This is a genomic window from Sandarakinorhabdus limnophila DSM 17366 (assembly GCF_945882885.1).
GTDB lineage: Bacteria > Pseudomonadota > Alphaproteobacteria > Sphingomonadales > Sphingomonadaceae > Sandarakinorhabdus > Sandarakinorhabdus limnophila_A.
Genome location: NZ_CAMCWT010000039.1, coordinates 1 through 26,347, shown reverse-complemented (window position 1 = coordinate 26,347; position 26,347 = coordinate 1). Strand labels below are relative to the sequence as shown.

Here is a 26,347-nt window from a genome sequence, read left to right as displayed (position 1 = left end):
GCAAGGCATGTGGGCTGGCCGCGCCGTTCGAGCAGCGCGTTGGTGGCGACCGTCGTGCCCATCCGCACGGCCTGAATTGGGGCCTGATCATCCCCCCGCAACCGCGCGATACCGGCCAGCGCGGCATCCGCATATTGCTCCGGCGCGTGGCTGAGCAGCTTGGCCGTCTCCAGCCCGCCGTCGGGGCGCAAGGCCACGATATCGGTGAATGTGCCGCCACGATCAATCCAGAATTGCCAACCCGTCATCGGTCTTTCGTGGCGGGACGGCGGCGACGGGTCAAGCGGTGAAGCTGCTTGGTTGCGTCTGCCGCCGGGCCTGATACGCGTTGCGGGCAAGGAGGCTGCACTTGACCAACCATCGCATGCTCTTGGCGCTCACGCTGGCCTGGCTGGCCGGCCTTGCCGCTTCGGGCTGGCAGCCGTTTGATCGTGCCACTTGGGTAATGGAAGTGGCACCGGCCCTGATCGCGCTGCCGCTGCTGTGGGTGACGGCCGGGCGGTTTCCGCTCACCCGGCTGGCGCTGGCTTTGATCGCCGTGCACGGCCTGGTGCTGATGCTGGGCGGGGCCTACACCTATGCCCGCGTGCCGATCGGCTTTGCCGCCCAGGATCTGCTGGGGCTGGCGCGCAATCCTTATGATCGGCTGGGACATTTCATGCAGGGCTTCGTGCCGGCCATCGTGCTGCGCGAATTGCTGATCCGGCTGGGCGGACTGCGGCCGGGCAAGCTGCTGACGGTGCTGGTGCTGGCCTGCTGCCTGGCGGTGAGCGCGACGTATGAGTTGATCGAGTTCTGCGCGGCGCAGACGATGGGGCAGGGGGCGGAAGCGTTTCTGGGCACGCAGGGCGATGTGTGGGACACGCAGTGGGACATGTTGATGTGCCTTATCGGCGCGGCGTGCGCGCTGGTGCTGCTGACGCGGGTGCATGATCAGCAGATTGGGGCGTTGTAGCCCAAGTGCCTGTCATGCTGGCCTGCGCCAACATGACGGGAGGTTTTTGGTTAGGACCGCTCAAAATCTTATGGGTGCAGGGACGAGTCCCTGCCTGCCGGAGGCATCCCTTTTCAGTTCTTCGGTGCCGCCAGGGCTTTGAGGTCCGCCAGCAGGTCCAGCGCTTCGCGCGGGGTGATGTTGTCGGGGTCGATGCTGGCGAGCTTCTCGCGCAAGTCGTCGCCCGTTGGCGCAGCGGGCGCGGCGAACAGGGGGAGTGAATCCACGCCCGCAGCAATGCCGCCCGTCTGATCGCGGCGGGTTTCGAGGCGGGTGAGGACAGCGTGGGCGCGGGCGAGGACGGGGGCGGGCACGCCGGCGAGGCGCGCCACGGCCAGGCCATAGCTTTTGTCGGCGGCGCCGGGAGCGACCTGGTGGAGGAAGACGAGATCGCCTTTCCATTCGCGCACTTTCACCGTGACGCTGGCGAGGCTGGCGAGCTTGGCAGTGAGGGGCACGAGTTCGTGATAGTGGGTGGCGAAGAGGCAACGGCTTTGCAGATCGTTGTGCACGGCTTCGAGCACGGCCCAGGCGATGGCGAGGCCATCATAGGTGGAGGTGCCGCGGCCGACTTCATCGAGGATCACGAGGCTGCGGTTGGTGGCACCGGTGAGAATGGCCGCGGTTTCGACCATTTCGACCATGAAGGTGGAGCGGCCTTCCGCCAGATCATCGGCGGCGCCGACCCGGCTGTAGAGCCGATCGACCACGCCGATATGCGCTGACGCGGCGGGGACGTGGCTGCCGGCCTGGGCAAGGACGGCGATCAGCGCGTTCTGGCGCAGAAAGGTGGATTTGCCGGCCATGTTGGGGCCGGTGACGAGCCAGACCCGCCGGTCGGCCGACAGATCGCAATCATTGGGGGTGAAGCGGGTGCCGGATTTGCGCACGGCGAGTTCGACCACCGGGTGGCGGCCGGATTCGATATGGAAGGCGGTGCTGGCGTCTACCGTGGGGCGGCACCAGTTTTCAGAGGCCGCCAGTTCGGCCAGCGCGGCAGCGACGTCCAGCCGGGCCAGCGCGGCGGCGGTGGCGGCGATGCTGGCGGTGTGGGCCAGCGCCGTTTCGCGCAATTCTTCCAGATGCGCCACTTCGGCTGCGAGCGCGTGATCGGCGGCCTGGGCGATTTTCGTGCCGAGCTCGCCGAGTTCGGGGGAGGAGAAGCGGACGGCGCCGGCCATGGTCTGGCGGTGAATGAAGCCGCTGTCGGCGCGCAGCAACGGATCGGCGCGCTGGGCGGGGACTTCGATATGATAGCCGAGCACATTGTTGTGGCGGATCTTGAGCGCTGCGATCCCGGTTTCGGATTTGAGACGGGTTTCGAGTGCGACCACGGCGGAGCGGCCATCCTTGGATGTGTCTCGCAGCGCATCAAGCGCGGCGTCGAAGCCGGGGCGGATGGCGCCGGGCAGTTCGATGGGCGGTTCGTCCACCAGCGTGCTGGCGAGTTGTTCGACGAGCGCGCCGAGGCCGGCGCCAATGGCGGCGAGGGTTTCGGCGAGCAGTTCCGGCGGCGCGGCGCGGGTGGTCAGCGCGTGGCGCAGGGCCAGCGCGCGGGCGAGGCCGGTGGCGAGCTGGCCGAGATCGCGCGGGCTCCAGCGGCCGATGGTGAGGCGGGCGAGTGCGCGGGCGATATCGGGCAGGCCAGCGAGCGTGTCGCGCGTGCCGGTGCGGGTGAGCGGATCGGCGATGAACCAGCCAACCAGATCAAGCCGGGCGATGATGGCGGCGGGATCGGTGAGGGGAGCCGCAATATCCTGGCCCAGTTGGCGGGCGCCGGCGGCGGTGGCGGTGCGATCGATGGCGGCTTCAAGGCTGTGGCGCGAGGCGGTGCGTTGCAGTTCAAGGCTGGCGCGGGTGGCGGCATCGATGGCCATGCGGCTGCCTGGGAGTTCCTGGCGCGGCGGCAGGATCAGCGGTGCGGCCGAGCGGGCGGTTTCCTGGACGTACGCCAGCAACGCGCCGGCAGCGGCCAGTTCAGGCCCGGAAAAATCGCCCCAGCCATCCAGCGTGGCGACGCCGAAGCGCGATTTCAGCGTGGATTCGGCGCGGGCAGAGGAGAAATCGGTGGCGGGGCGAGTGGTGCCCCTGGTGGCGTGGCCTTCTGGCACCAGCAGTTCGGCCGGCGCGAGGCGGGCGATTTCGCCTTTCAGTTCCGCCACGCTGCCAGCGCGGGTGTGGAAGCCACCGGTGGAAAGGTCGAGCCAGGCCAGTCCTGCCGCATCGCCGTCGCCGGCCAGCGCCGCCAGCCAGTTGGAGCGCTTGGGTTCCAGCAGGGCAGTTTCAGTGATGGTGCCGGGCGTGACGATGCGCACGATGGCGCGGGCGACGACGGATTTGCTGCCGCGCTTCTTGGCTTCGGCCGGGTCTTCCACCTGTTCGGCAATCGCCACGCGGTGGCCGGCGCGGATCAGGCGGGCGAGGTAGTTTTCGTGCGCGTGCACCGGCACGCCGCACATCGGAATCGGCTCGCCGCCATGTTCACCGCGCTTGGTGAGCGCGATGTCGAGCGTGGCGGCGGCCGCAACCGCATCCTCGAAGAACAGTTCGTAGAAATCACCCATGCGATAGAACAGCAGCGCGTCCGGCACCTCGGCCTTTATGCCGAGATATTGAGTCATCATGGGGGAGGCGGCGGTCACGCCCCTGCGATAGCGCGCGGGCGGTTCGGTGCAAAGGGGCGCGTGAAAGCGGCACAGTTTGTGCCAAAGCGCTTGCCCCTTTGCGGCCACAATCCTATCCCTGCGGCATATCACCAGTGGAATGGCAAAATGAGCAGCATCGACGACAACGACTTTGGTGACCGCGAGGCACTGGCCTATCACCGCATGGGCAAGGCTGGGAAGATCGAAATCGTCGCTTCCAAGCCGATGGCGACCCAGCGCGATCTGTCCCTGGCTTATTCGCCCGGTGTCGCCGCCCCGGTGCGCGCCATCGCCGCCGATCCCGACAGTGCCTATGATTACACCATCAAGGGCAATCTGGTCGCTGTGATCTCCAACGGCACCGCCATTCTGGGCCTGGGCAATCTTGGCGCGCTGGCATCAAAGCCGGTTATGGAAGGCAAGGCGGTGCTGTTCAAGCGCTTTGCCGATATCGACAGCATCGATCTGGAAGTGGACACCGAGGACGTCGACAAGTTCATCGCCTGCGTGGAACTGCTGGAGCCTTCGTTCGGCGGCATCAACCTTGAGGATATCAAGGCGCCGGAATGCTTCATCATCGAAACCACGTTGAAAGAGCGGATGAATATTCCGGTCTTTCACGATGATCAGCACGGCACCGCCATCGTGGCCGCCGCCGGCCTGATCAACGCAATGCATCTGACCGGGCGCAACCCGGCCGATGTGAAGATGGTGGTGAACGGCGCCGGGGCCGCGGCGATTGCCTGCACCGAGCTGATCAAGCTCTATGGCGTCAAGCACGTCATCATGTGTGACACCAGCGGCGTTATCTACAAGGGCCGCGAAAAGGGCATGAACCAGTGGAAATCGGCGCATGCCGCCGATACGTCGGCGCGCTCCCTGGAAGAAGCCATGGTGGGCGCGGACGTGTTCATGGGCCTGAGCCAGAAGGGTGCCGTGAGCCCCGAGATGGTGGCCAGCATGGCCCCCAACCCCATCATCTTTGCGATGGCCAACCCCGATCCGGAAATCACGCCGGAAGAAGTGCACAAGGTGCGCGGCGATGCCATCGTAGCGACCGGGCGCAGCGATTATCCCAACCAGGTCAACAACGTGCTGTGCTTCCCCTATCTGTTCCGGGGCGCGCTGGACGTGCGGGCTACCGCCATCAACGAGCAGATGAAGCTGGCCGCCGCCAACGCCATCGCATCGCTGGCCCGCATGCCGGTGCCGGATGAAGTGGCCGCGGCCTATGGCGGCAAGGCACGCAATTTTGGCCCGGAATATATCATTCCGGCGCCGTTTGATCCGCGCCTGATCGAACATATTCCCACCGCCGTCGCCAAGGCGGCTATGGCGTCGGGCGCGGCACGCAAGCCGTTCTTTGATGAAGACGCCTATCGCCAGGAACTGCGCGGGCGGCTGAATCCCACCACCTCGATCCTGCAGGGCGCCATCGAAAGCGCCCAGAGCCGCCCGCGCCGGGCGGTGTTTGCCGAAGCCGAACAGGATGTGGTGCTGCGCGCCGCGATGAACTGGAAGAACAGTGGATACGGCACGCCTGTGCTGGTCGGCCGCGAGGGGCCGGTGCGCGAAGGCCTGGCGCGGCTGGGCGTGGAGGACATCGACAGTTTCGAGATCCACAACAGCGCGATTTCGCCGCTGGTGCCGCGCATGGTCGAATATCTGTACGAACGGCTGCAGCGCCGCGGCATGCTGCACCGTGATGTGCAGCGCATGGTGAACCATGAACGAAACGTGTTCGGCGCGCTGCTGGTGGCGATGGGCGAGGCTGATCTGATGCTCACCGGCGTCACCCGCAATTTCGCCACCACCTATCGCCAGGTGCGCCAGGTCATCGATCCGGTGCCGGGCACGCGGCCATTCGGCATCCACATGCTGGTTGGCAAGCAGCAGACCATCTTTGTGGCCGATACCACGGTGACCGAGCGGCCGTCGGCGGAATCGCTGGCCACCATCGCCATCGAAACAGCGGCGGTGGCGCGCCGGCTGGGCCAGGAACCGCGCGTTGCCTTCTTGAGCTACAGCAATTTCGGTAATCCGCGCGGCGAGTTTGTCGACAATGTGCGCGATGCGGTGAAGCTGCTTGATAATCGCCAGGTCGGCTTTGAATATGAAGGCGAAATGTCGGCCGATGTGGCGTTGAACCCGGCGATGCGAGCGCAATATCCGTTCAATCGGCTTTCCGGCCCGGCCAATGTGCTGATCATGCCCGGCCTGCACAGCGCCAACATCGCGGCGAAACTGATCAAGGAAGTTGCCAACCTGCGCGTTGTTGGCCCGATGCTGGTCAACATGTCCAAACCCGTGCAGATCGTGCCGATGAACAGCAGTGCATCGGATATCGTTACGCTGGGCGTGTTGGCCTCCACGGGCGTGGTGTGCTGAAACCGCCCGTCCTCCTGATCCACGGCATGTGGTCGACGCCGGCCACGTTTGACCGGCTGCGCCCCGTGCTGGAGGAAGCCGGCCATCGCACCCACGCGCCGTGCATCCTGTTCCACGATCGGCCGGTGAGCCTGCCGCCGCACGCGGCGCTGGGGGAACTTTCCATCACGGCCTACGTGGATCACCTGGTCGCCGAAGCCGGCAAGCTGGGCGCGCCACCGGTGATCCTGGGCCATTCGATGGGCGGGTTGCTGGCGCAGATGGTGGCGCAGCGGATTCCGCATGCGGGCCTGGTGCTGCTGTCGCCGGCGGCGGCGGCCAACAGCCAGTCACCCAGCCTTGATCCATTCAGGACGCTGAAGAGTGTCGTGCTGAAATGGGGCTGGTGGGAACAACCGACCCTGTGTGACGAAGCCGGCGCGCGCTGGGGCATTTTCAACGGCGTGCCCGAGGATGTGACGCGCCGCGAGATTGATGCGCTGGTGTGGGATTCGGGCCGCGTGCTGGCCGAAATGGCACTGCCGCCGTTGTTCGGCAATGTGACGCGGGTGGATTATGCCCGGCTGAACCAGCCGGCGCTGGTGGTGGTGGGCCTGAATGATCGCATCACGCCGCCCGGCATTGCGCGGGCGACGGCGCGCAACCTCACCGGCCAGATCGATTATCAGGAACTGCCGGGCGCGCCGCACTGGCTGCTCTGGGGTGAACTGGAAGATCGGGTGACGGCGATGGTGGTCGATTGGCTGAAAACGCTGAGCTGATTGCCCGGTTGAAGGCCGAGGCGCTTACCCAAGGCTTTGCCGATATCGGCATCACCACGGCTGATGCGATCCCGGAAGCGGGTGCGCGATTGCGGCAATGGCTGGCGGATGGCTGCCACGGCGATATGATCTGGATGCCGGAACGCGCCGATGAACGCGCGTCGCCAAAAGGCCTGTGGCCGGATGTGAAGAGCGTGATCATGCTCGGCACCAGTTACGCGCCGCCGCTCGATCCGCTGCGGCTGGCGGGGCAGGGCGATACGGGCGTCATCTCCGTCTATGCCTGGAACCGCGATTATCATGATCTGATCAAGAAACGGCTGAAGACGCTGGCGCGCTGGCTGGTGGCGGAGGGTGGCGGCGAACTGAAGGTGTTCGTTGATACCGCCCCGGTAATGGAAAAGCCGCTGGCCGCCGCCGCCGGGTTGGGCTGGCAAGGCAAGCACACCAATCTTGTGTCGCGCCAGCACGGCTCGTGGCTGTTCCTGGGGGCGATCTACACCACGCTCGATCTCGCTGCCGATGCGCCGCACGCGGATCGCTGCGGCAGTTGCACCCGCTGCCAGACGGCGTGTCCGACGCAGGCCTTCCCGTCGCCCTATCGCCTCGATGCACGGCGCTGCCTGGCGTATCTGACCATCGAGCACAAAGGCCCGATCCCCGAAGAGTTCCGGCAGCCGATGGCCAACCGCATCTATGGCTGTGACGATTGCCTTTCCGTCTGCCCGTGGAACCGCTTTGCCAAGGCGACCGAAGAACCGGCCTTCCTGCCGCGCGCGGAACTGACGGCGCCGAAACTGGCGGAACTTCTGACGCTTGACGATGCGGCGTTCCGCGCGCTCTTCTCCGGCTCGGCCATCAAACGCATCGGGGTCAACCGCTTCATCCGCAACTGCCTCTATGCGGCGGGCAACAGCGGGGAAGGCGCGCTTATCCCGGCGGTGCAGGCGCACTTGGGCAGCGATGATCCGGTGGTGGCCGATGCCGCACGCTGGGCGATGGCACGATTGGAGGCGGCATGACGATACCCACGGACAAGGCGCGATTGGCGGCGCTGCAGATCGGCAGCCGGGTGACCACGGCCGAAACGCTGGAAGCGCTGATGGCACGGCGGGACGAGTTGAAGGCGGCCAATCCCGATCTGCTGGTACTGCCGGAAGCCCTGTTTGGCGGCTATCCGAAGGGTGCGGATTTTGGCGTGCGGCTGGGTTATCGCACGCCGGGCGGGCGCGAGGCGTTCCGGCGTTATTGGGAACAGGCCATCGAGATTGACGGCCCGGAGGTGGCGGCGCTGGGCGAGCTGGCGGGCGATCTGGGCTGCACAATGGTGGTGGGAGCGATCGTGCGGGCCGGCGCAACGCTGCACTGCTCTGCGCTGCATTTCACCCCCGATGGCCGCCTTGCCGGGCATCGCGGCAAGCTGATGCCAACAGCGGCTGAACGGCTGATCTGGGGGCAGGGCGGCCCCGATGATGTGCGCGTGTTCGACAGCCCGATTGGCCGGATTGCGCCGGTAATCTGCTGGGAAAATTTCATGCCGTTGTTCCGGGCAGCGCTGTACGGGCAGGGCGTGACGATCTGGGCGGCGCCCACCGTGGATGATCGGCCGCAATGGGAGGTGGCCATGCGCCACATCGCCCATGAAGGCCGTTGTTTTCTGATATCGGCCTGCCAGTGGCTTGGGCCGACACAGACAGCGCTGGGCGAACCGATCACGCTGATTGACCGCGCTCCAGATGTGCCGATCATCGGCGGCGGCAGCATCATCGTGTCGCCGATGGGCGAGGTGCTGGCCGGGCCATTGCGCGGCGGCGAGGGGCTGCTGGTGGCCGAAGTCGATCTGGCCGACATCGTGCGCGCCCGTTTCGATTTCGATGCCGCCGGCCATTATGCGCGGCCCGACATCTTCAGGCTGGACGTGACGCGCCCAAGCCGGTGAAACTGCGCCCTGAGGAGATTCACGCATGACCGATTCCCTGTTCATCGGCCTGTCGGATCAGGATGCCCCGCAAAGCCTGGTGCTGAAACGCGCCAACCGCCACGGGCTGATCGCCGCCGCTACCGGCACCGGCAAGACGGTGACGTTGCAGGGTCTGGCCGAGGGCTTTGCCCGCGCCGGCGTGCCGGTGTTCCTGGCCGATGTGAAAGGCGATATCGCCGGCATGGCCAAGGCCGGCAGCGTGGGCAAGAGCTTGGTGCGCGGTATTTTGGGGAGCCTATTTAAATGACAACGACACGCCGCTGGTTGCTGAAATCCCGCCCGAATGGCAGGCTGAAAGACAGCGATTTCGATCTGGTCACAGTGCCGATGCCGGACGTGGGCGAGGGGCAGTTCCTCGTTCGGCTCACCCATTTTTCCTTCGATCCCACCCAACGCGGCTGGCTGGGCGGCGACACCTATCTGCCGGCGGTGCCGATTGGTGGCGTGGTGCGCGCTGGCGGCATTGGCGAAGTGGTGGCGAGCAAGCACCCGGGGTTCGAGGTCGGTGACGTGGTGCAGGGCACCTTTGGCTGGCAGGAGCATGCGCTCACTGACGGGATGACCGAAACCGGCGCGGTGACCAAGCTGCGTGCCGGCATCACGCCGGAACAGGCGCTCGGCGTGTTTGGCGTGACAGGCCTCACCGCATGGTTCGGCCTTACCGAAATCGGCGAGCCCAAGGCGGGCGACACGGTGCTGGTATCGGGCGCAGCGGGCGCCACCGGCAGTGTGGTGGTGCAGGTGGCCAAGGCCCTGGGTTGCAAGGTGATCGGCATTGCCGGTGGAGCAGAGAAGTGCGGCTGGGTGGTCGAACAGGCCGGCGCCGATGGCTGCATCGATTATCGCGCCGGCAATGTCGCGCGCCAAATCCGCGAACATGCCCCCAAGGGCGTCAACGTGGTGTTTGAAAATGTCGGCGGCGAGATATTGGATGCGGCGCTGGCCAATCTGGCTTTGCGGGCGCGAGTTGTGCTGTGCGGCGGCATTTCCAGTTACAACGACACCACCGAGCATCGCTCACCGGGCCTCATGAACTACATGAACCTGACGGTTATGCGCGGGCGGATGGAGGGCTTCATCATCCTTGATTACGCTAGGCGCTATGGGGAAGGCGTGGCGGAGTTAGCCAAGCTTATGGCGGCTGGCAAGCTGAAGACAGCCGAGGACATGGCGCACGGCTTTGAAAACTGCCCGGCGACGCTGCGGCGCCTGTTCGAGGGCAAGAATTTTGGCAAGCAGCTGCTGAGTGTCTAAAAAGTCCCCGGCATTTGCCATTGCGCGGCACTGGGCGCGCGGGCCAAAAGCGGTTGCAGGCCAAGTGACTGCTCGCGGATGGCGCCGTCTGCTGCGATGGCGTTGCACGTGCCGCCGGTGACTGCCGAAACGGCCGTGGCTAGCGACGCCTCGTTGCGACCGATCGGCAGTTGATACTGATCTGCGGCAGCGCAGGTCTTGCCGCCCCTTGATGGCAGATAGGGGGCGAGGCCGTTGTAGTACTCGCCCTGGCGGCTGGCGTTCTGGGTGGCGAAGGCAACGATCCGCAGGCGGTCATCGCAGGCGGCGCGGTCGACACCGATCTGGCCCACCGGCTTGCCCGATGTATTGCTGCCGACCAGCGTCAGCCGGTTCTGGAAATAGGGCAGCATCGCGTTGGGCACGAGTTCGCTGGCCGATCCGCTGGTGCCGGTGGTGATGAAGGCGAGATCGGTCGGTGCCACCGCTTCGGGCGTGCTGCGGAACAGGCGATTGACGTTGCTAGCCGATTTTGACAGGCGAAAGACGGTGAAGCTGTAGACGTCGCTCGCCAGCCGGTTCTGGCCGAGAAGGTCGCCCCACAGGTCGGCGATCCTCACCAGCCCGCCACCATTATAGCGATAATCAATTACTAGGCGGGTTACGCTTTCGCTGCGGAAACGAGCAAAGGCATCGCGCAGTGGGGTTTCGGCGCTGGAAATGAAGCTGCGCAGGTTGACATAGCCGACCTTGCCGCCGGGCTCGTCGAACAGTTGCACGCCAAACCGCGGCGAGATGGGCGGGATGTTGAACTCGGCCCGAGTGATGGTGATGGTTTGCTCCACGCCGTTCAGCGTGTAGCGGACGGTGCGGGTGACGCCCACCTGGGACGGTCCCAGTGCATCTGAAACCGCGGTGGCTCCGCCCTGCGCGAAAAGGGTGGCGACCGGCACCAGCGTGTCCGGCGTGGTGCCGATGGCGAGCAGTTCGGCGCCGCGATCAAGGCCGGCAGCAAAGCCCGGGCCGGTTTCGAACGCATCAAGGATAAAGGCGCGCCGGGCATTGCCGTCGTAGGTGACGCGGAAGCCGAACGCTGCCGTCTGGCCGGAAGCGAAGAAGGCGTTCTCTTCGGCGATCGAGGTGATGTAGGTGAAAAAGCGATCCTTGCCCGCCGCGCGGGCCGTGGCGGTTAGCGCATTGATATAGGCCTGCACGGTGGCAAAGCCGTCGGGCGACAGGCTGGCCGGGAGGTCTTCCGGGAAGAGATACCATTCGCGGATCTGCGCTTCGGCCCACAATTGCCGATCACGCAGCGTGCATTGCGGGGTGGGCGTCGGCGTGGGTGAAGGGGCGACAGCGATCGGCCCACTGCTGCTGCCACCGCCGCCGCCGCATCCGGCCAGCAGAAGGGCGGCGCAAAGGGCGGAGGTGAGGGCAGAACGCGGGCGAAACATGCACGCGATTGTGGTGGTTAAGGTGCCGCGTTGTCCAGACGGCAAAATGACATTCTCGCGACAGCCCCGCATTCGCGTGGGCGGGCCCTTGACGACTCTGCAGGCCGGACCCATATGCCAATTCAGCCGCTGGCACTCGCTTCTGGTGAGTGCCAATAGCGGTCGATATTTGGCAAACACTGTAAATCGAAAGAGGGAAACATGGCATTCCGTCCACTCCATGACCGCGTGCTGGTTCGCCGCGTCGAAGCCGAAGCCAAGACTGCTGGCGGCATCATCATCCCCGATTCCGCCAAGGAAAAGCCGCAGGAAGGCGAAGTCGTCTCCGTCGGCACCGGCGCCCGCGCCGACAACGGCACCGTTACGCCGCTGGAAGTGAAGGCCGGTGATCGCATCCTGTTCGGCAAGTGGTCGGGCACCGAGGTCAAGCTGAACGGCGAAGACCTGCTGATCATGAAGGAAAGCGATATTCTCGGGATCATGTAATCCCGGATCGCAGATCGCTGATTTCAAAAGACATTCAAAGGAGCAAGGCAAATGGCTGCCAAGGACGTGAAATTTGGTCGTGATGCGCGTGAACGTATCATCCGTGGTGTTGATATCCTCGCTGATGCCGTGAAGGTGACGCTGGGTCCCAAGGGCCGCAACGTGGTCATCGAAAAGAGCTTCGGCGCCCCGCGCATCACCAAGGACGGTGTGTCGGTGGCCAAGGAAATCGAACTGAAGGACAAGTTCGAGAACCTCGGTGCGCAGATGGTGCGCGAAGTCGCTTCCAAGACCAACGACGCTGCCGGTGACGGCACCACCACCGCCACCGTGCTAGCCCAGGCCATCGTGCGTGAAGGCATGAAGTCGGTTGCCGCCGGCATGAACCCGATGGATCTGAAGCGCGGCATCGATATGGCCGTGATCAAGGTTGTGGCTGATCTCAAGGCGCGTTCGAAACCGGTTTCGGGCTCGTCGGAAATCGCCCAGGTCGGCACGATTTCGGCCAACGGTGAAACCGAAATTGGCGACATGATCGCCAAGGCCATGGAAAAGGTTGGCAAGGAAGGCGTGATCACCGTCGAAGAAGCCAAGGGCATGGACAGCGAGCTGGACGTGGTCGAAGGCATGCAGTTCGACCGTGGCTATCTGAGCCCCTATTTCATCACCAACGCCGAAAAGATGCAGGTGGAGCTTGAGAACCCCTACATCCTGATCCACGAAAAGAAGCTGTCGAGCCTGCAGGCAATGCTGCCGGTGCTGGAAGCCGTGGTGCAGTCGGGTCGCCCGCTGCTGATCATCGCTGAAGACATCGAAGGCGAAGCGCTGGCCACCTTGGTGGTCAACAAGCTGCGCGGCGGCCTGAAGGTTGCTGCCGTGAAGGCGCCGGGCTTTGGCGATCGCCGCAAGGCGATGCTGGAAGACATCGCCACGCTGACCGCCGGTGAGATGATCAGCGAAGATCTGGGCATCAAGCTGGAAAACGTCACGCTGGCCATGCTGGGCAAGGCCAAGCGGGTCACCATCGACAAGGACAACACGGTCATTGTTGACGGCGAAGGCGCTGCCGATGCGATCAAGGCGCGCGTGGAACAGATCCGCGCCCAGATCGAAATCACCACCAGCGATTACGACCGTGAAAAGCTGCAGGAACGTCTGGCCAAGCTGGCCGGCGGTGTGGCCGTGCTCAAGGTTGGTGGCAGCACCGAAGTCGAAGTGAAAGAACGCAAGGACCGCGTTGATGATGCCCTGCATGCCACCCGCGCTGCGGTGGAAGAAGGCATCGTTCCGGGCGGCGGCACGGCTCTGCTGTATGCCACCCGTGCACTGGACGGCATGAAGGGCGCCAACGACGACCAGACCCGCGGCATCGATATCGTGCGCAAGGCCATCCAGGCCCCGCTGCGCCAGATCGCGATCAATGCGGGCCATGATGGCGGCGTTGTGGCTGGCAAGCTGCTGGAAGGCGGCGACCAGACCGTGGGCTTCAACGCCCAGACCGACGTGTACGAAAACCTGGTCAAGGCCGGCGTGATCGACCCGACCAAGGTCGTCCGCACCGCTCTGCAGGATGCCGCTTCGGTGGCGTCGCTGCTGATCACCACGGAAGCCGCGATCACCGATCTGCCGGCTGACGACAAGGGTGGCGGCGGCATGCCCGGCGGCGGTATGGGCGGCATGGGCGGCATGGATTTCTGATCGAGACGTCTGGGAACAGTGCGCAGCACTGTTCCCAGACTCGGCGAGATCCGGCCAGCGAACGAAAAAGGGCGGCCCCGAAGGCCGCCCTTTTTTGATTCGTCTGACGGCGTGGCTCTGCCACGCTCTTTCTTCTCTTCTTGCCCTTAACCCGCTTAGCGGACTCGGCGGCTCCGCTGCCGGCCGCGCCCGCACGCCCTACTTGGCGCCCGCCTCCGCCTCCGCCTCCGCCTCCGCCTCCATCACATCCGCATTCGCCTTGTCGATTACCGCCTGCTCATTGCCAGCCGGCGCAGCGGCTTCCTTGCTGCACGACACGAGCAACAGGGCGACGAGGGCAAGCATGATCCGCATGACCTGACACTAGCCTTGGCTTGGCAGCGCGCCAACCCCGTGCAACGATCTCACCCATGGGGCTTTATTCCGAAACCATCTTCCCGTGGCTGCTCGACAAGGCGCTGGGCCATCCCAACATCATGCGGCGGCGCCAGGCGCTGGTGAGCCAGGCGACGGGCGAGGTGCTGGAAATCGGCTTTGGCTCAGGAGCGACCTTGCCTTTTTACGATCCCGCCAAGGTGAGCAGCCTCACCGTGGTGGAGCCATCTGAAGGCATGAACCGGCGCGCGGCGGCGCATCTGGCGGGCTCGCCGGTGCCGATCAAATCCGTCCCCGGCGCGGGGGAGAAGCTGCCGTTTGCCGATGGCAGCTTCGACACGGTGGTGTGCTGCCTCACGCTGTGCAGTGTGCAGGATGTCGGCCAGGTGCTGGCCGAGGTGAAGCGGGTGCTGCGGCCAGGCGGGCGCTTCCTGTTCATGGAGCATGTGCTGTCCGACGATCCGGAACGGCAGCGCTGGCAGCAGCGGCTGAACCCCATTCAGAAGGTGGTGGGCGTGGGCTGCAACCTCAATCGCCCGTCGGCGCAACTGGTGCGCGATGCCGGGTTCAGCCTTGATCCGATGCCGCGCCAGGAAGAGGAATATGCCTTCGGTGCGCTGAAGAAGCTCACGCCGCTGGTGATGGGCAGCGCCATCAAGGCTTAGGCGGCTCTGCCTTCGGGGGCTCGGCGGGCGGTTCTTATGCTGGCTCGGCGAACGGGTGTTCCTCGGCGGGCAACTGGCCATCGAACAATTGCAGCCGGCGGCGTTGCAGCCAGGCGGATTTGGCCAGCGTGTAATCATCCAGGCTGTCGGCCAGCAACTTGTCCGCCCCGGTTTCGATTAGCGTGTTGCGGAAATTGATGACGCGCCCGCCGGCCACGGCAATGCGCACGCCCCAGCCGGGATGCAGCCAAGCGTTGCGGGCGAAATCGGCGGGATCAACGAAGAAATCCACCGGCGTCATGATGCCATCGCGCAAGGTGGACGGGCCGAACAGCGGCAGCACCATGTAGGGCCCGGATTTGACGCCCCAGCGCGCCAGCGTCTGGCCGAAATCCTCGGCCTCGCGCGGGCGGCCGAGATTGGTGGCGACGTCCATTACGCCGGCGATGCCGAGCGTGGAATTGATCAGGAAGCGATCCAGCGTGCGGAAGGCCTGGGCAAATTTGCCCTGCAGCACGCTGTTGAGGAAGTTTGCTGGCTCGCCGTAATTGCCGTAAGCATTGGTAACGGCGGTGCGCACCGGTTTGGGGGTGACGGCGCGATAACCGCTGGTGACGGGCTTCATCACCCAGCGATCAAGGCCCTTGTTGAAGGCGTGGACGCGGCGGTTGCTCTTCCCCCACGGATCGGCCTCTGCACGGGCGAGATCAGTACTGCCGGTGGAGGCGCAGGCCGAGAGCAGCAACCCAAGCAGTAGCGGGGCTGCAAGCGCGAGTGGGGGGCTGAAGCGCATGGCAGGGAAGCTTTGCACGAAGCGTCGGTTTATTCAATTGCGACCCATCACATAAAGATTGCTTTATGCCTTTAAGTGCGTGTAAAGAGGCCGCCATGGAACCACTTCTCGCCATCTTCCGTGCCATCGGTGATCCAAGCCGGCTGCGCATCCTGCTGCTGGTGAAGGGCATGGAGCTGGCCGTGGGCGAGATTGCCCAGGTGTTGCAGCAAAGCCAGCCGCGCGTGTCCCGCCACTTACGCATATTGGCCGAATCAGGCCTCGTGGAGCGGGTGCGCGAAGGCGCCTGGGTGTTCGTGCGGCTGGGCCCGGCGGCGATCAGCGGTCCGGCATTGAGCGCGGTCGAGGCGCTGGCGACCGTGGTGCCTGGCGCTGCCGATCTGGGCGCCAGCGATCGTACACGGTTGGGCCAGGTGCGTGCCGATCGCGCCGCAGCGGTGGACAGCTGGTTTGCCGCCCACGCCGGCGAATGGGAGCAGGAACGCAGCCTGCACACCCGCGAGGCCGGGGTGGAACAAGCCATCGTGGCCGCGCTGGCCGGTGATCTGGGCGATCTGGTCGATGTTGGCACCGGCACCGGGCGCATGGTTGAACTGCTGGGCCCGCGCGCCCGCAGCGCGCTGGGGCTGGATCGCAACCCGGAAATGCTGCGCATCGCGCGCAACCGGCTGGAAGCGGTGGGATTGGCCAGCGCCCGCGTGCAGGCCGGCGACATGTATGAAATGCCGCTCAGCCCCGCGAGCGCCGATACGCTGGTGCTGCACCAGGTGTTGCATTTTGCCGACAATCCCGCCGCCGCCATGGCGGAGGCCGCGCGTGTGCTGCGGCCCGGTGGCCGGCTGCTGGTGATCGATCTGATGCCGCACAATCGCGAGGAACTGCGGGTGGAACGCCGCCACCTGCGCCTGGGCTTTGCCGATGAAGCAGTGCTGGGCTGGATGGCCGACGCCGGGTTGGCCGGCGACGTGGCGCGGCGGCTGCCGGCTGAAGCCGCGGATCAACTGGGCGTGACACTGTGGTTGGCGACAAAGCCGGCCGTAAAGGTGGAAGCATGAGCCTGACTCTCAATCAGATGGCCGAAGCCGCCCGGGCGCTGAACGGCCCGTTGTTTGCCGATCTGCCGGGCGATCTGGCGGTGAGCTTTGAATTCTTCCCGCCGAAAACGCCGGCGATGCAGGAAAGCCTGTGGCAGGCCGTGGAAACATTGGTGCCGCTGGCCCCACGCTTTGTCTCTGTGACTTATGGCGCTGGCGGTTCGACCCGGGAACGCACCCACGCCACGGTGGCGCGCATTGTGCAGGAAACAGCGATCCCGGCCGCCGCGCACCTCACCTGCGTGAACGCGACGGCCGAAGAACTCGACACGATTGCTGATGAATATTGGGCCGCCGGGGTGCGCCATATCGTGGCGCTGCGCGGTGACCCGCCGGGCGGTGAGGCCGGCTTCCAGCCGGTACCCGGTGGCTATGTCAGCGCCGCCGAATTGGTCGCCGCCCTGAAGCGCCGCCATGATTTCGAAATCTCGGTGAGCTGCTATCCCGAAACCCACCCGGAAGCCGGCAGCCTTACCGCAGATCTGGATGCGTTGAAGGCCAAGCATGATGCCGGCGCGACGCGGGCGATCAGCCAGTTCTTCTTCGAACCCGATACCTTCTTCCGTTTCCGCGACAAGGTGGCCGCCGCCGGCCTCGATATCGAACTTGTGCCGGGCATCCTGCCGGTGAGCAATTATGCCAACCTGAAGAAGATGGCGGTGAGCTGCGGCACGCACCTGCCGGAGTGGATGGGGCGCCTGTTCGACGGCCTGGACGACAAGCCGGCCGCCCGCCAGCTGGTCGCCGCCACCGTGGCCGCCGAAATGTCGCGCCGGCTGTACGCCGGCGGCGTGCGGCACTTCCATTTCTACACATTGAACCGCGCTGAACTCTCATACGCCATCTGCCATCTGCTGGGCGTGCGGCCGGCACAGGAGCTTGCTGCATGACCAGCGCTGCTGAATCTCTGCGTGCCGCTGCGGCGCAGGGCATCATCGTGAAGGATGGCCCCTATGGCACCGCCATCCAGAATCTGGGGCTGACCGCTGCTGATTATGCCGGCCACATCGCCAGCAATCATGATCAGAAGGGCAACAACGACATCCTGAACCTCACGCGGCCTGATGCGATTGCCGGCATCTGCAATCGCTATATCGCCGCGGGCGCGCGGCTACTGGCCACCAACACCTTCAACGCCAACCGCATCAGCCAGGCCGATTATGGCATGGAAGACCGGGTGCGCGAGATCAACCTGGCCGCCGCGCGCATCATGCGCGAATGCGTGGACGCCGCGATCGCTGCCGATGGCATCCAGCGCTGGGTGGCGGGTTCGCTGGGGCCGACCAACAAGACGCTTTCCCTGTCTCCGCGCGTGTCAGACCCCGGCTATCGCGAAGTGACGTTCGATGGCGTCAAGGACGTGTATCGCGAGCAGATCGAGGCCCTGTTGGAAGGCGGGGTGGATTTCATCCTGATTGAAACCGTGTTCGACACGCTCAATGCCAAGGCCGCCGCCTTTGCTGCGGCCGAAGCTGGTGATGCGCGCGGTTCGGTCGTGCCTGTGATGCTGTCGATGACGCTCACTGATCTGTCCGGTCGCAACCTTTCCGGGCAGACGGTGGAGGCCTTCTGGCACTCGATCCGCCATGTGAAGCCGGTGGCGGTGGGGCTCAATTGCTCCTTTGGCGCCACTGAACTGCGGCCGCACGTTCAGGCGCTGGCCCGCCAAGCCGACACGCTGATCATGACCTATCCCAATGCCGGCCTGCCCAATGATCTGGGCGAATATGATGAGCAGCCGGAGACGACGGCGGGCTTCATCCGCGGCTGGGCTGATGAAGGCCTGGTCAATATCGTTGGCGGCTGCTGTGGCAACACGCCGGAGCATATCGCCGCCATGGCGCGTCAGGTTGCTGGCCTGCCGCCGCGCATGGTGCCCCACCCCGAAACGGCCCTGTATCTGACCGGCCTTGAAGCCCACAGGTTTGCCGAGTGACGACTGCATCCTTCATCAACATCGGTGAGCGCACAAACGTCACCGGATCGGCTGCGTTCAAGAAGCTGATCCTGAACGGCGATTACACGGCGGCCGTGGAAGTCGCGCGCCAACAGGTGGAAAACGGCGCCCAGATCATCGACATCAACATGGACGAAGGCCTGCTCGACAGCGAAGCGGCCATGGTCACCTATCTGAACCTGATCGCGGCCGAGCCGGACATCGCGCGGGTGCCGGTGATGGTCGATTCATCGAAATGGACGGTGATTGAAGCCGGGCTGAAGTGCCTGGCCGGCAAGGGCATCGTCAATTCGATCAGCATGAAGGAAGGCGAGGCGCCGTTCCTCGCTCAAGCGAAGAAGTGCCTGCGTTATGGCGCTGCCGTGGTGGTGATGGCCTTCGACGAACAGGGCCAAGCCGACACTGCTGCCCGCAAGATCGAGATCTGTGAACGCGCCTACAAATTGCTCACCGGCATCGGCTTCCCGCCGGAAGATATCATCTTCGATCCCAACATTTTCGCGGTGGCGACGGGCATCGAGGAGCATAACAATTACGGCGTCGATTTCATCGAGGCCTGCCGTGAAATCCGCGCCCGCTGCCCGCATGCCCATATCTCGGGCGGCGTTTCCAACCTGTCGTTCAGCTTCCGCGGCAACGAACCGGTGCGCCGGGCCATGCACAGCGTGTTTCTGTATCATGCCATCCAGGCGGGCATGGACATGGGCATCGTCAACGCCGGGCAGCTTGACGTGTATGACGCGATCGATGCGGAATTGCGCGAACTGTGCGAGGATGTGGTGCTCAACCGCCGCGCAGATTCCACCGATCGCCTGCTGGCCGTGGCCGACAAGTTCAAGGGCGGTCCGCAAAAGGCCGCCGATCCGGCTGCCGAATTGTGGCGGACATGGCCGGTGGAAAAGCGGCTTGAACATGCGCTGGTGAAGGGCATGGACGCCTTTGTTGAAGTGGACACCGAGGAAGCCCGCCTGACCGTGGCGCGGCCAATTGAGGTGATCGAAGGCCCGTTGATGGCCGGCATGAACGTGGTTGGTGATCTGTTCGGCAGCGGCAAGATGTTCCTGCCGCAGGTGGTGAAATCCGCCCGCGTCATGAAGAAGGCGGTGGCGCACCTGCTGCCCTATATCGAAGCCGAAAAGTCCGAGGGTTCATCCTCCAAGGGCCGCATCATCATGGCGACCGTGAAGGGCGATGTGCACGATATCGGCAAGAATATCGTCGGCGTGGTCCTGCAGTGCAACAATTTCGAGGTGATCGATCTCGGCGTGATGGTGCCGGCGCAGACCATATTGGATGCCGCGGTGAAGCATGATGCCGACATGATCGGGCTTTCCGGCCTGATCACGCCCAGCCTCGATGAAATGGTGCATGTCGCCAGCGAAATGCAGCGCGCGGGCATGACCATGCCGCTGCTGATCGGCGGGGCGACGACCAGCCGGGTCCACACCGCGCTCAGGATCGCGCCGGCCTATGAAGGGCCGGTGGTGCACGTGCTGGATGCCAGCCGCGCCGTGGGTGTGGCGGGCACGCTGGTTTCGGATACGCTGAAGGAGGCCCTGGTGGCCGAAACGGCGGCCGAATATGAAAAGATCCGCATCCAACGCGCCGGCGGTGGCCAATCGGCGCTGGTGCCGCTGGAACAGGCGCGGGCCAATGGCTTTGCGACCGATTTCGCCGCGCACCCGCCGGTGCAGCCGAACTTCACCGGCACGATGACCATCGACGATGTGACGGTGGAGATGCTGATCCCCTACATCGATTGGACGCCCTTCTTCCGCGCCTGGGAACTGCACGGCAATTATCCGGCGATCCTCACCGATGCCGTTGTGGGCGAGAGCGCCACCAGCCTGTTTGCCGACGCACAGGCGATGTTGAAGCGTATCGTTGCGGAGGAATGGCTGCATCCCAAGGGCGTGATCAGCATCTGGCCGGTGCGGCGCGAGGGCGATGATGTCGTGCTGTTCGGCGATGAAAGCCGCACCGCGCCGCTGGCCCGGCTGCCCTTCCTGCGCCAGCAGATCGCCAAGCGGGATGGCCGCGCCAACATGTGCCTGGCGGATTTCATCAATCCGGAGGCCGATTGGCTGGGCTGTTTCGCCGTGCAGGCCGGTGAGGGCATCGATGCGCAACTGGCGCGCTTCAAGGCTGCGCACGACGATTACAATGATATCCTGCTGAAGGCGCTGGCCGACCGCCTGGCGGAGGCCTTTGCCGAATATCTGCACGAGCGGGTGCGCCGCGAGATCTGGGGGCATGAGCAGGGCAACAAGATGTCGTGTGATGATCTGATCCGCGAACGCTACACCGGCATCCGCCCGGCGCCGGGCTATCCGGCTTGTCCGGAGCATAGCCTGAAAACCCACATCTTCGATCTGATGAGCGTGGAAGAGCGGGCCGGCATCACCCTGACCGACAGTTTTGCCATGTGGCCGACGGCGGCCGTTTCTGGCTTCTACTTAGCGCACCCGCAAAGCGCCTATTTCGGCGTCGCCCGCATCGGGGAAGACCAGTTGCTGGACTATGCCAGCCGTCTCGGCGTGAGCCGCGAACGCGCCACCCAGTTGCTGCGGCCAAATCTCGACTAGCCGGGCAGGGCCGGGGCGGCCTATGGAAGGCAACCCTGCCCACCGCCCCTATAGTGAACGCCCCCGCCTCCTTGCCGGTTCCGACCGGATTTCTGGCCCGCCCGCGCAATTGGTGGGCGGATCGGCGGCGTGTGCCGGTGCTGGCGGTGGTGATCGCGCTGCATGTTGGGCTGATCCTGCTGCTGTTGCTGCTGGCGCCGCCGCTGCCCAAGGGCAAGCCGGGCATCACCAGCATGGTGGCGGTGAATGTCGCTGCGCCCACACCGCAACGCGCCCAGCCCAAACCGCAGCAGCAGCAAAAGGCGCAGAAGGCCCCCAGCAATCCGCAGCCCAAGCCGATGGTGACCGTTGATGATGCGCCGCCGGCCAAATGGAGCTTTGGCGATCCGGCGCTGAAAGACTTTGATCTAAGCAAGGTGCCGTCTGCCGAAAGCGCGCCGGCGCAGATGGCCGAAGCCGGCCCGCCTGACAGTGCGGTGGTGGGCGTCGCGCCCGATGGCAGCAAGCTGTACGCCGCCGAATGGCAGCGTGAGCCAACCGATGCGGAACTGGCCTTCTATCTGCGCAAGGCGCGTTATTCCGGGCCAGGGGCCTTTGGCCTGATCGCCTGCCGAACCGCGCCGCGCTTCAAGGTGGAAGATTGCCGCCCGATCAGTGAATCACCCGGCTCCGGCATGGGCTATGCGGTGAACGAGGCCGCCTGGCAGTTCCGCGTGAAGCCGCCGCGGGTGAACGGCGACTATCAGGTGGGCACGTGGGTGAGCATCCGGATCATGATCACCCCGCCGGGCAATTAGACCATCTTTGCTGCCACCTTGGCGGCATCGATCAAGCTGATCGTTGAACTTGCCTTGGCCAGAACCTTGCCATCCAGGGTCGTCAGCCGGCCTTCGGCAAACAGGGTGCGGCCGCCGGCCTTTTCGAGCCAGGCTTCCGCGAGCACGCGGCCGGGGTTGGCGGGGGCGAAATAGCTCACCTTGAGTTCAAGGCTGATCGGCACGCGGTCGAAGCCGTATTTTGCCATCACAGCGTGCGCCATGGCTGCATCGATCCAGCCGGCGACAAAGCCGCCCTGCGCGACGCCGCTGCTATGGCAAATGGCCGGCAGCACTTCATATTCGATCACCGCATGGCCCGGTTCGAACCGGACGATGCGGCGCTGCGCGAGGCTGTGGGGCAGGGAGCCTTCGGGGCCAGTGTCGGGCGGTTGGGGAAATGCGGCTGCCTCGGTCACGCGGGTATACCAATCTTGTCCTGGGTTTTCGTATCGAAATCGCTGGCGTCGTGGCGCTCGTGCAACTGGCTGGCCGGATCGCCAAAGGCGCGGTTCACCATGCGGCCGCGCTTCACCGCCGGGCGGGCGCCGATCTGCTTCGTCCAGCGGATGACGTTGGTATAGCTCGCCACATCGAGGAATTCGCCGGCGTCATAAAGCAGGCCCAGCGCCAGCGCGCCATACCAGGGCCAGATCGCCATGTCGGCGATGCTGTACTCGCTGCCCGCCATATAGTCGTTGTCCGCCAGATGCCGGTCGAGCACGTCCAGCTGCCGTTTCACCTCCATGGCATAGCGGTTGATCGGATATTCCTGCTTGGTGGGGGCATAGGCATAGAAATGGCCGAAGCCGCCGCCCAGGAACGGCGCCGAGCCCATCTGCCAGAACAGCCAGCTCAGCGCTTCGGTGCGGGCGTGCTGGTCCGTCGGCAGGAAGGCACCGAATTTTTCCGCCAAATAGACCATCATGGCACCGCTTTCGAAGATGCGGGTGGGCGGGGTGGCGCTGTGGTCCACCATGGCCGGAATCTTGCTGTTGGGATTGACCGCGACAAAGCCGGAGCCGAACTGATCGCCGGTACCGATGTTGATTAGCCAAGCATCATATTCGGCGCCCGCGTGGCGCAGCGACAGCAGTTCCTCCAGCAACACGGTCACTTTCACGCCATTGGGCGTGCCCAGGCTGTAGAGCTGGATCGGGTGCTTGCCGACCGGCAGGGCCTTGTCGTGGGTGGGGCCGGCGATGGGACGATTGATGGCCGCAAAACGCCCACCGCTTTCCTTGTCCCAGGTCCAGACCTTGGGTGGCACATAATCAGTCATCAGTCAGTCTCCGGGGGCAGGGATCAATCGTCCAGCGCGGCATAGACCATGGTGCGCATTTCCTTGCGCACGGGCCAGGTGCTCGAAGGGATCAGCTGGGTCATGAAGATGCCAATCAGATCTTCCTCCGGATCGATCCAGAAGAAGGTGCTGGCGGCGCCGCCCCAGAAATAATCGCCGTTGCTGCCGGGCATCAGCGTCTTGTGGGCCGCTGTGCTGGTGGCGAAACCGAGGCCGAAGCCAACGCCATCATAAGCCGCTTCGGAAAACAGGCTGCGGCTCATGGCCGGCAGATCGACGCCGCCGGGCAGATGGTTGGCGGTCATCAGATCGAGGGTCTTGCGGCTGATGATCCGGTTGCCATTCAGGGTGCCGCCGTTCAGCAGCATTCGGCAGAACTGCAGATAATCGCTCGCCGTCGACACCAGCCCGCCGCCGCCGGAAATGAAGCTTGGCGCTGTAAGGTAGGAGGATTTGGTGGGATCATCCTGCAGGGTGATGGTGCCGGTCTTGTCGGGCTGATAGCAGGCGGCGAAGCGGTGCTGCTGGCCCTCACGCACGTGGAAGCCGGTATCGACCATGCCCAGCGGCGCGAAAATCTCGTCGGCCAGGAACTGCTCGAACGGGCGGCCGGAAACCACCTGCACCAGCCAGCCCAGCACATCGGTTGCCACCGAATAATTCCAGGCGTCGCCGGGCGAGAATTCCAGCGGCAGCTTGGCAAGCGTCTTGATCATGTCTTCCAGCGTGCCGGCCTTCTCGATCTCTCCGATCTTTTCGCGGCGATAGGCTTCATCCACGTTCGTGCGCAGCTGGAAGCCATACGTAAGGCCGGCGGTGTGGCGGAACAGATCGACCACCTGCATTGGGCGCGTGCAGGGGTGCGTCTGGAAGCCCAATTTGTGGGTGCCGGCGACGAACACGCCGAGGTTCTTCCATTCCGGGATATACTTCGCCACCGGATCGTCGAGCGCGATCTTGCCCTGTTCGACCAGCATCATCAGCGCCACCGAGGTGATCGGCTTTGTCATCGAATAAATGCGGAAAATCGTATCGTCGCGGGCCGGGATGCCGCGTTCGACATCGGCAAGACCCTGCGTGTGGAGATGGGCGATCTCGCCGTGGCGGGCGATCAGCGACAGGGTGCAGGGCAGGCGGCGGGTGGCGATGTATTTTTCCGCCAGATGCGAATCCAGCCGGGCAAGCCGGTCTGGCGACAGCCCCAATGTATCGGTCATCGCGTGTATCCCCCCACTGTTGTTGCGGCCGATCAGAAAGTCGGCTGGTCGTATTTGCGCGGTGCCACCTGGCGGTGCAGCTCGCAGATCGCGTCTGATCCGGCGGTCTTGTACAGGCCGGGGATCAGCCCGTGGACAAAGCATTTCAGGCTGGCGAAGAACATGCGGCCGCCCACGCCAAAGGCGGCGCCCATATGCTCGGTATATGTTTCGTTCACGACGCGCGGGTGTTCGAGAAACAGGCGGGTGAACATGCGAACCTCGTGAGCGGTGAATCGGTCAAGCCATATTGGCCGCAGCCGCGCGATGCCGCAACCGTGCCGTGCCGCCCATCAGGCGATTGATGGCCAGCGCCACCGCGATCGTGGCCAGCAACGTCACCAGCATCAGGTGGATATAGTGGGTCGGCGTCCACGCCCAGGTGAACACGGCATAGAGCCCAACGCCGAACACCAGCGCCAGCATGACGGCGCTGGCACGGATACCAGTGAACACCAGGCCGCAGATGAAGGCCGCGAGGATCGGCATGGAAAGCAGGCCGTTCAGCTGCTGGACCAGGTTGATGATTGAAGCCGCGCCGCTGTAGAGCGGCACCAGCGCGATGGAAATCGCGACGAAACCCAATGAGATGAAGGTGTTGAGCCGGCCGACATTGGGATTGCGGTTGATATAGGCTTCGTGGATGTCGCACACCCACAGGGTCGTAGTGCTGTTGAGGATCGAGGTGTAGTGCGTGAGCACGGCCGCCGCCATGAAGGCCGCGAACGCGCCGGAGGCCCAGGTGGGCATCACTTCCGCAACGATGCGGCCGTAGGCGCTGTCCCCCAAGGACCCGAACAATTTGTAGCTGGCGATGCCGGGCAGCACGACGATGGCCGGCACGATGCACAGCCGGATGAGGCCGGCGACAAACACGCCCTTCTGGCCTTCGCGCAAGCTGGGCGCGGCCATGGCGCGCTGGGTGATGTTCTGGTTGGTGGACCAATAGAAGGTCTGGATGAAGATCATGCCGGTCAGCAGGGTGGGCCACGGGATCGGGCTTTCGGGGCCGCCAACCAGCGTGAGGCGTTCAGCCGGGATGCCGGAAAAATCGAAGCCGATGGCCTGCAGCGCCAGCCAGACGATGGCCAGCGCCGATCCGAGCACGCCCAACCCGGCGATCGTGTCGTAAACGGCAACGGCGCGCAGGCCGCCAAGGATGGCATAGAGCGAGCCTGCCACGCCCAGCACGGCCGCCAGCGGCAGCAGCGGCAAATCGGCGCCCGACACTGTGCGCAGGAACAGCGCGCCGGTGTAGAGCGTGATCGGCAGATAGATGAGCAGATTGCCGGCCAGGAACAGCGCCGAGACGAGGGCCCGCAAGGCCGGCGAGTTATAGCGTTTCTGCAGCAGTTCGGTCGTGGTGGTGCAGCCCTCGCGATAATAGACCGGCAGGAACACCAGAGCCAGGATGGCGAGGCCGGCCACGGCGGAGAGTTCCCACCAGGCCAGCAGCAGCATCTGCTGGCCGTTCATGCCAACCAGTTGATCGGTGGACAGGTTGGTGAGGGTGATGGAGCCGGCGATGAAGGGCCAGGTCAGCCCGCCGCCAGCAAGAAAATACTCGCGGTTGTCGGCAGCGGCACTGCGGGTGCCCTGCTTGCGGCCCATGCGCCGCACCTGCCAGATGGTGGCCAGCGCCATGGCAATGGTCAGCGCGATGAAAACGGCGGTTTGCGTGGTGTCGAGTGTGGCCATTAGGGCCAAGGTTGCACGAACGGCCCGGCGCGGCTAGGGGCGGACGACCGATGGCTTCACCGGCGGCTTGGGCGCTTAGCTCAGCGGTAGAGCATCTCGTTTACACCGAGAGGGTCGGGGGTTCGAAACCCTCAGCGCCCACCACGCCGCCGCCATTGTCTTCCTG

At 64.7% G+C, this 26,347-nt stretch carries 25 protein-coding genes and 1 tRNA gene; 16 read left to right on the top strand and 10 right to left on the bottom strand.

What is annotated here, in order from left to right; genetic code table 11:
- On the bottom strand, nucleotides 1–248 hold a 248-nt coding region (locus Q7O19_RS09645), incomplete at its 3' end, for a hydantoinase/oxoprolinase N-terminal domain-containing protein (RefSeq protein WP_303810213.1).
- 101 nt (nucleotides 249–349) lie between these two features.
- Between Q7O19_RS09645 and Q7O19_RS09640 the strand changes: the two genes are divergently transcribed.
- Nucleotides 350–955: a DUF2238 domain-containing protein gene (locus tag Q7O19_RS09640; RefSeq protein ID WP_303810212.1), complete on the top strand. Its 606-nt coding sequence runs from the start codon at nucleotides 350–352 to the stop codon at nucleotides 953–955.
- Between the two features lie 113 nt (nucleotides 956–1,068).
- Here Q7O19_RS09640 and mutS read toward each other — a convergent pair whose 3' ends face one another.
- On the bottom strand, nucleotides 1,069–3,618 hold the full coding sequence (gene mutS / locus Q7O19_RS09635; RefSeq protein ID WP_303810215.1) for a DNA mismatch repair protein MutS: 2,550 nt from the start codon (nucleotides 3,616–3,618) through the stop codon (nucleotides 1,069–1,071).
- Between the two features lie 147 nt (nucleotides 3,619–3,765).
- Between mutS and Q7O19_RS09630 the strand changes: the two genes are divergently transcribed.
- Genes Q7O19_RS09630 through Q7O19_RS09605 form a run of 6 tightly spaced genes read left to right on the top strand, consistent with a single transcriptional unit; the run spans nucleotide 3,766 to nucleotide 10,023 of the window.
- Entirely contained in the window at nucleotides 3,766–6,027 is a 2,262-nt protein-coding gene (locus tag Q7O19_RS09630) for an NADP-dependent malic enzyme (protein ID WP_303810211.1), read from the top strand.
- A complete protein-coding gene (locus tag Q7O19_RS09625) occupies nucleotides 6,021–6,788 on the top strand; it encodes an alpha/beta hydrolase (RefSeq protein WP_303810210.1) in 768 nt (255 codons plus the stop codon). Before Q7O19_RS09630 ends, Q7O19_RS09625 begins: the two co-directional genes overlap by 7 nt.
- Nucleotides 6,767–7,810, top strand: coding sequence for a tRNA epoxyqueuosine(34) reductase QueG (queG, locus tag Q7O19_RS09620; protein WP_303810208.1), 1,044 nt, complete (start codon nucleotides 6,767–6,769; stop codon nucleotides 7,808–7,810). Before Q7O19_RS09625 ends, queG begins: the two co-directional genes overlap by 22 nt.
- On the top strand, nucleotides 7,807–8,727 hold the full coding sequence (locus Q7O19_RS09615; protein WP_303810206.1) for a carbon-nitrogen hydrolase family protein: 921 nt from the start codon (nucleotides 7,807–7,809) through the stop codon (nucleotides 8,725–8,727). The genes queG and Q7O19_RS09615 overlap by 4 nt, the downstream gene beginning before the upstream one ends.
- Before the next feature lie 25 nt (nucleotides 8,728–8,752).
- Nucleotides 8,753–9,016: a helicase HerA-like domain-containing protein gene (locus tag Q7O19_RS09610; RefSeq protein WP_303810204.1), complete on the top strand. Its 264-nt coding sequence runs from the start codon at nucleotides 8,753–8,755 to the stop codon at nucleotides 9,014–9,016.
- Nucleotides 9,013–10,023, top strand: a complete 1,011-nt coding sequence (locus tag Q7O19_RS09605) for an NADP-dependent oxidoreductase (protein ID WP_303810202.1) — start codon at nucleotides 9,013–9,015, stop codon at nucleotides 10,021–10,023. Before Q7O19_RS09610 ends, Q7O19_RS09605 begins: the two co-directional genes overlap by 4 nt.
- Here Q7O19_RS09605 and Q7O19_RS09600 read toward each other — a convergent pair.
- On the bottom strand, nucleotides 10,020–11,456 hold the full coding sequence (locus Q7O19_RS09600; RefSeq protein WP_303810200.1) for a S41 family peptidase: 1,437 nt from the start codon (nucleotides 11,454–11,456) through the stop codon (nucleotides 10,020–10,022). The two genes, Q7O19_RS09605 and Q7O19_RS09600, sit on opposite strands and share 4 nt — an antisense overlap.
- A 201-nt stretch (nucleotides 11,457–11,657) precedes the next feature.
- Here Q7O19_RS09600 and groES point away from each other — a divergent pair, with 201 nt between their 5' ends.
- Nucleotides 11,658–11,942: a co-chaperone GroES gene (groES, locus tag Q7O19_RS09595; protein ID WP_022679188.1), complete on the top strand. Its 285-nt coding sequence runs from the start codon at nucleotides 11,658–11,660 to the stop codon at nucleotides 11,940–11,942.
- Nucleotides 11,943–11,993: 51 nt separating this feature from the next.
- Complete coding sequence (gene groL / locus Q7O19_RS09590; RefSeq protein ID WP_303810198.1) at nucleotides 11,994–13,640, top strand: chaperonin GroEL; 1,647 nt, start codon at nucleotides 11,994–11,996, stop codon at nucleotides 13,638–13,640.
- A 198-nt stretch (nucleotides 13,641–13,838) separates the two neighbouring features.
- On the opposite strand, the gene Q7O19_RS09585 is transcribed toward groL, so the two are convergent.
- The gene (locus tag Q7O19_RS09585) at nucleotides 13,839–13,994 is read right to left on the bottom strand and encodes a hypothetical protein (RefSeq protein WP_303810196.1); all 156 of its coding nucleotides are present in this window, start codon (nucleotides 13,992–13,994) and stop codon (nucleotides 13,839–13,841) included.
- A 56-nt stretch (nucleotides 13,995–14,050) separates the two neighbouring features.
- Here Q7O19_RS09585 and Q7O19_RS09580 point away from each other — a divergent pair, with 56 nt between their 5' ends.
- Complete coding sequence (locus tag Q7O19_RS09580; RefSeq protein ID WP_303810194.1) at nucleotides 14,051–14,680, top strand: class I SAM-dependent methyltransferase; 630 nt, start codon at nucleotides 14,051–14,053, stop codon at nucleotides 14,678–14,680.
- A 34-nt stretch (nucleotides 14,681–14,714) separates the two neighbouring features.
- Here the strand turns inward: Q7O19_RS09580 and Q7O19_RS09575 are convergent, their stop codons facing one another.
- Nucleotides 14,715–15,473 carry a VacJ family lipoprotein gene (locus Q7O19_RS09575; RefSeq protein WP_303810193.1) on the bottom strand — a complete coding sequence of 253 codons (759 nt, stop codon included), beginning with the start codon at nucleotides 15,471–15,473 and terminating at the stop codon, nucleotides 14,715–14,717.
- Between the two features lie 95 nt (nucleotides 15,474–15,568).
- Between Q7O19_RS09575 and Q7O19_RS09570 the strand changes: the two genes are divergently transcribed.
- The 5 genes from Q7O19_RS09570 (at nucleotide 15,569) to Q7O19_RS09550 (ending at nucleotide 21,906) form a co-directional block, all read left to right on the top strand.
- Nucleotides 15,569–16,528 (top strand): metalloregulator ArsR/SmtB family transcription factor, encoded by a 960-nt coding sequence (locus tag Q7O19_RS09570; protein ID WP_303810191.1) that lies wholly within the window; start codon nucleotides 15,569–15,571, stop codon nucleotides 16,526–16,528.
- Nucleotides 16,525–17,457, top strand: coding sequence for a methylenetetrahydrofolate reductase [NAD(P)H] (metF, locus tag Q7O19_RS09565; RefSeq protein WP_303810189.1), 933 nt, complete (start codon nucleotides 16,525–16,527; stop codon nucleotides 17,455–17,457). Before Q7O19_RS09570 ends, metF begins: the two co-directional genes overlap by 4 nt.
- A complete protein-coding gene (locus Q7O19_RS09560; protein WP_303810187.1) occupies nucleotides 17,454–18,503 on the top strand; it encodes a homocysteine S-methyltransferase family protein in 1,050 nt (349 codons plus the stop codon). The genes metF and Q7O19_RS09560 overlap by 4 nt, the downstream gene beginning before the upstream one ends.
- A complete protein-coding gene (gene metH / locus Q7O19_RS09555; protein WP_303810186.1) occupies nucleotides 18,500–21,109 on the top strand; it encodes a methionine synthase in 2,610 nt (869 codons plus the stop codon). Before Q7O19_RS09560 ends, metH begins: the two co-directional genes overlap by 4 nt.
- A 71-nt stretch (nucleotides 21,110–21,180) precedes the next feature.
- Entirely contained in the window at nucleotides 21,181–21,906 is a 726-nt protein-coding gene (locus Q7O19_RS09550) for a hypothetical protein (protein ID WP_303810184.1), read from the top strand.
- Here Q7O19_RS09550 and Q7O19_RS09545 read toward each other — a convergent pair.
- The 5 genes from Q7O19_RS09545 to Q7O19_RS09525 are packed head-to-tail and all read right to left on the bottom strand — an operon-like array spanning nucleotide 21,903 to nucleotide 26,181.
- A complete protein-coding gene (locus Q7O19_RS09545) occupies nucleotides 21,903–22,343 on the bottom strand; it encodes a PaaI family thioesterase (protein WP_303810182.1) in 441 nt (146 codons plus the stop codon). The genes Q7O19_RS09550 and Q7O19_RS09545 overlap by 4 nt on opposite strands.
- Nucleotides 22,340–23,206, bottom strand: coding sequence for a glutathione-dependent disulfide-bond oxidoreductase (gene yghU, locus Q7O19_RS09540; protein ID WP_303810180.1), 867 nt, complete (start codon nucleotides 23,204–23,206; stop codon nucleotides 22,340–22,342). Before yghU ends, Q7O19_RS09545 begins: the two co-directional genes overlap by 4 nt.
- Before the next feature lie 23 nt (nucleotides 23,207–23,229).
- Nucleotides 23,230–24,444, bottom strand: coding sequence for a serine hydrolase (locus Q7O19_RS09535; protein ID WP_303810178.1), 1,215 nt, complete (start codon nucleotides 24,442–24,444; stop codon nucleotides 23,230–23,232).
- Nucleotides 24,445–24,476: 32 nt separating this feature from the next.
- The gene (locus tag Q7O19_RS09530; RefSeq protein ID WP_273462406.1) at nucleotides 24,477–24,698 is read right to left on the bottom strand and encodes a DUF6356 family protein; all 222 of its coding nucleotides are present in this window, start codon (nucleotides 24,696–24,698) and stop codon (nucleotides 24,477–24,479) included.
- Between the two features lie 25 nt (nucleotides 24,699–24,723).
- The gene (locus tag Q7O19_RS09525) at nucleotides 24,724–26,181 is read right to left on the bottom strand and encodes a sodium/solute symporter (protein WP_303810177.1); all 1,458 of its coding nucleotides are present in this window, start codon (nucleotides 26,179–26,181) and stop codon (nucleotides 24,724–24,726) included.
- Between the two features lie 69 nt (nucleotides 26,182–26,250).
- On the opposite strand from Q7O19_RS09525, the gene Q7O19_RS09520 reads away from it, so the two are divergent.
- Nucleotides 26,251–26,325: transfer RNA gene (locus Q7O19_RS09520), tRNA-Val, on the top strand.
- The last annotated feature ends 22 nt before the right edge of the window (nucleotides 26,326–26,347 follow it).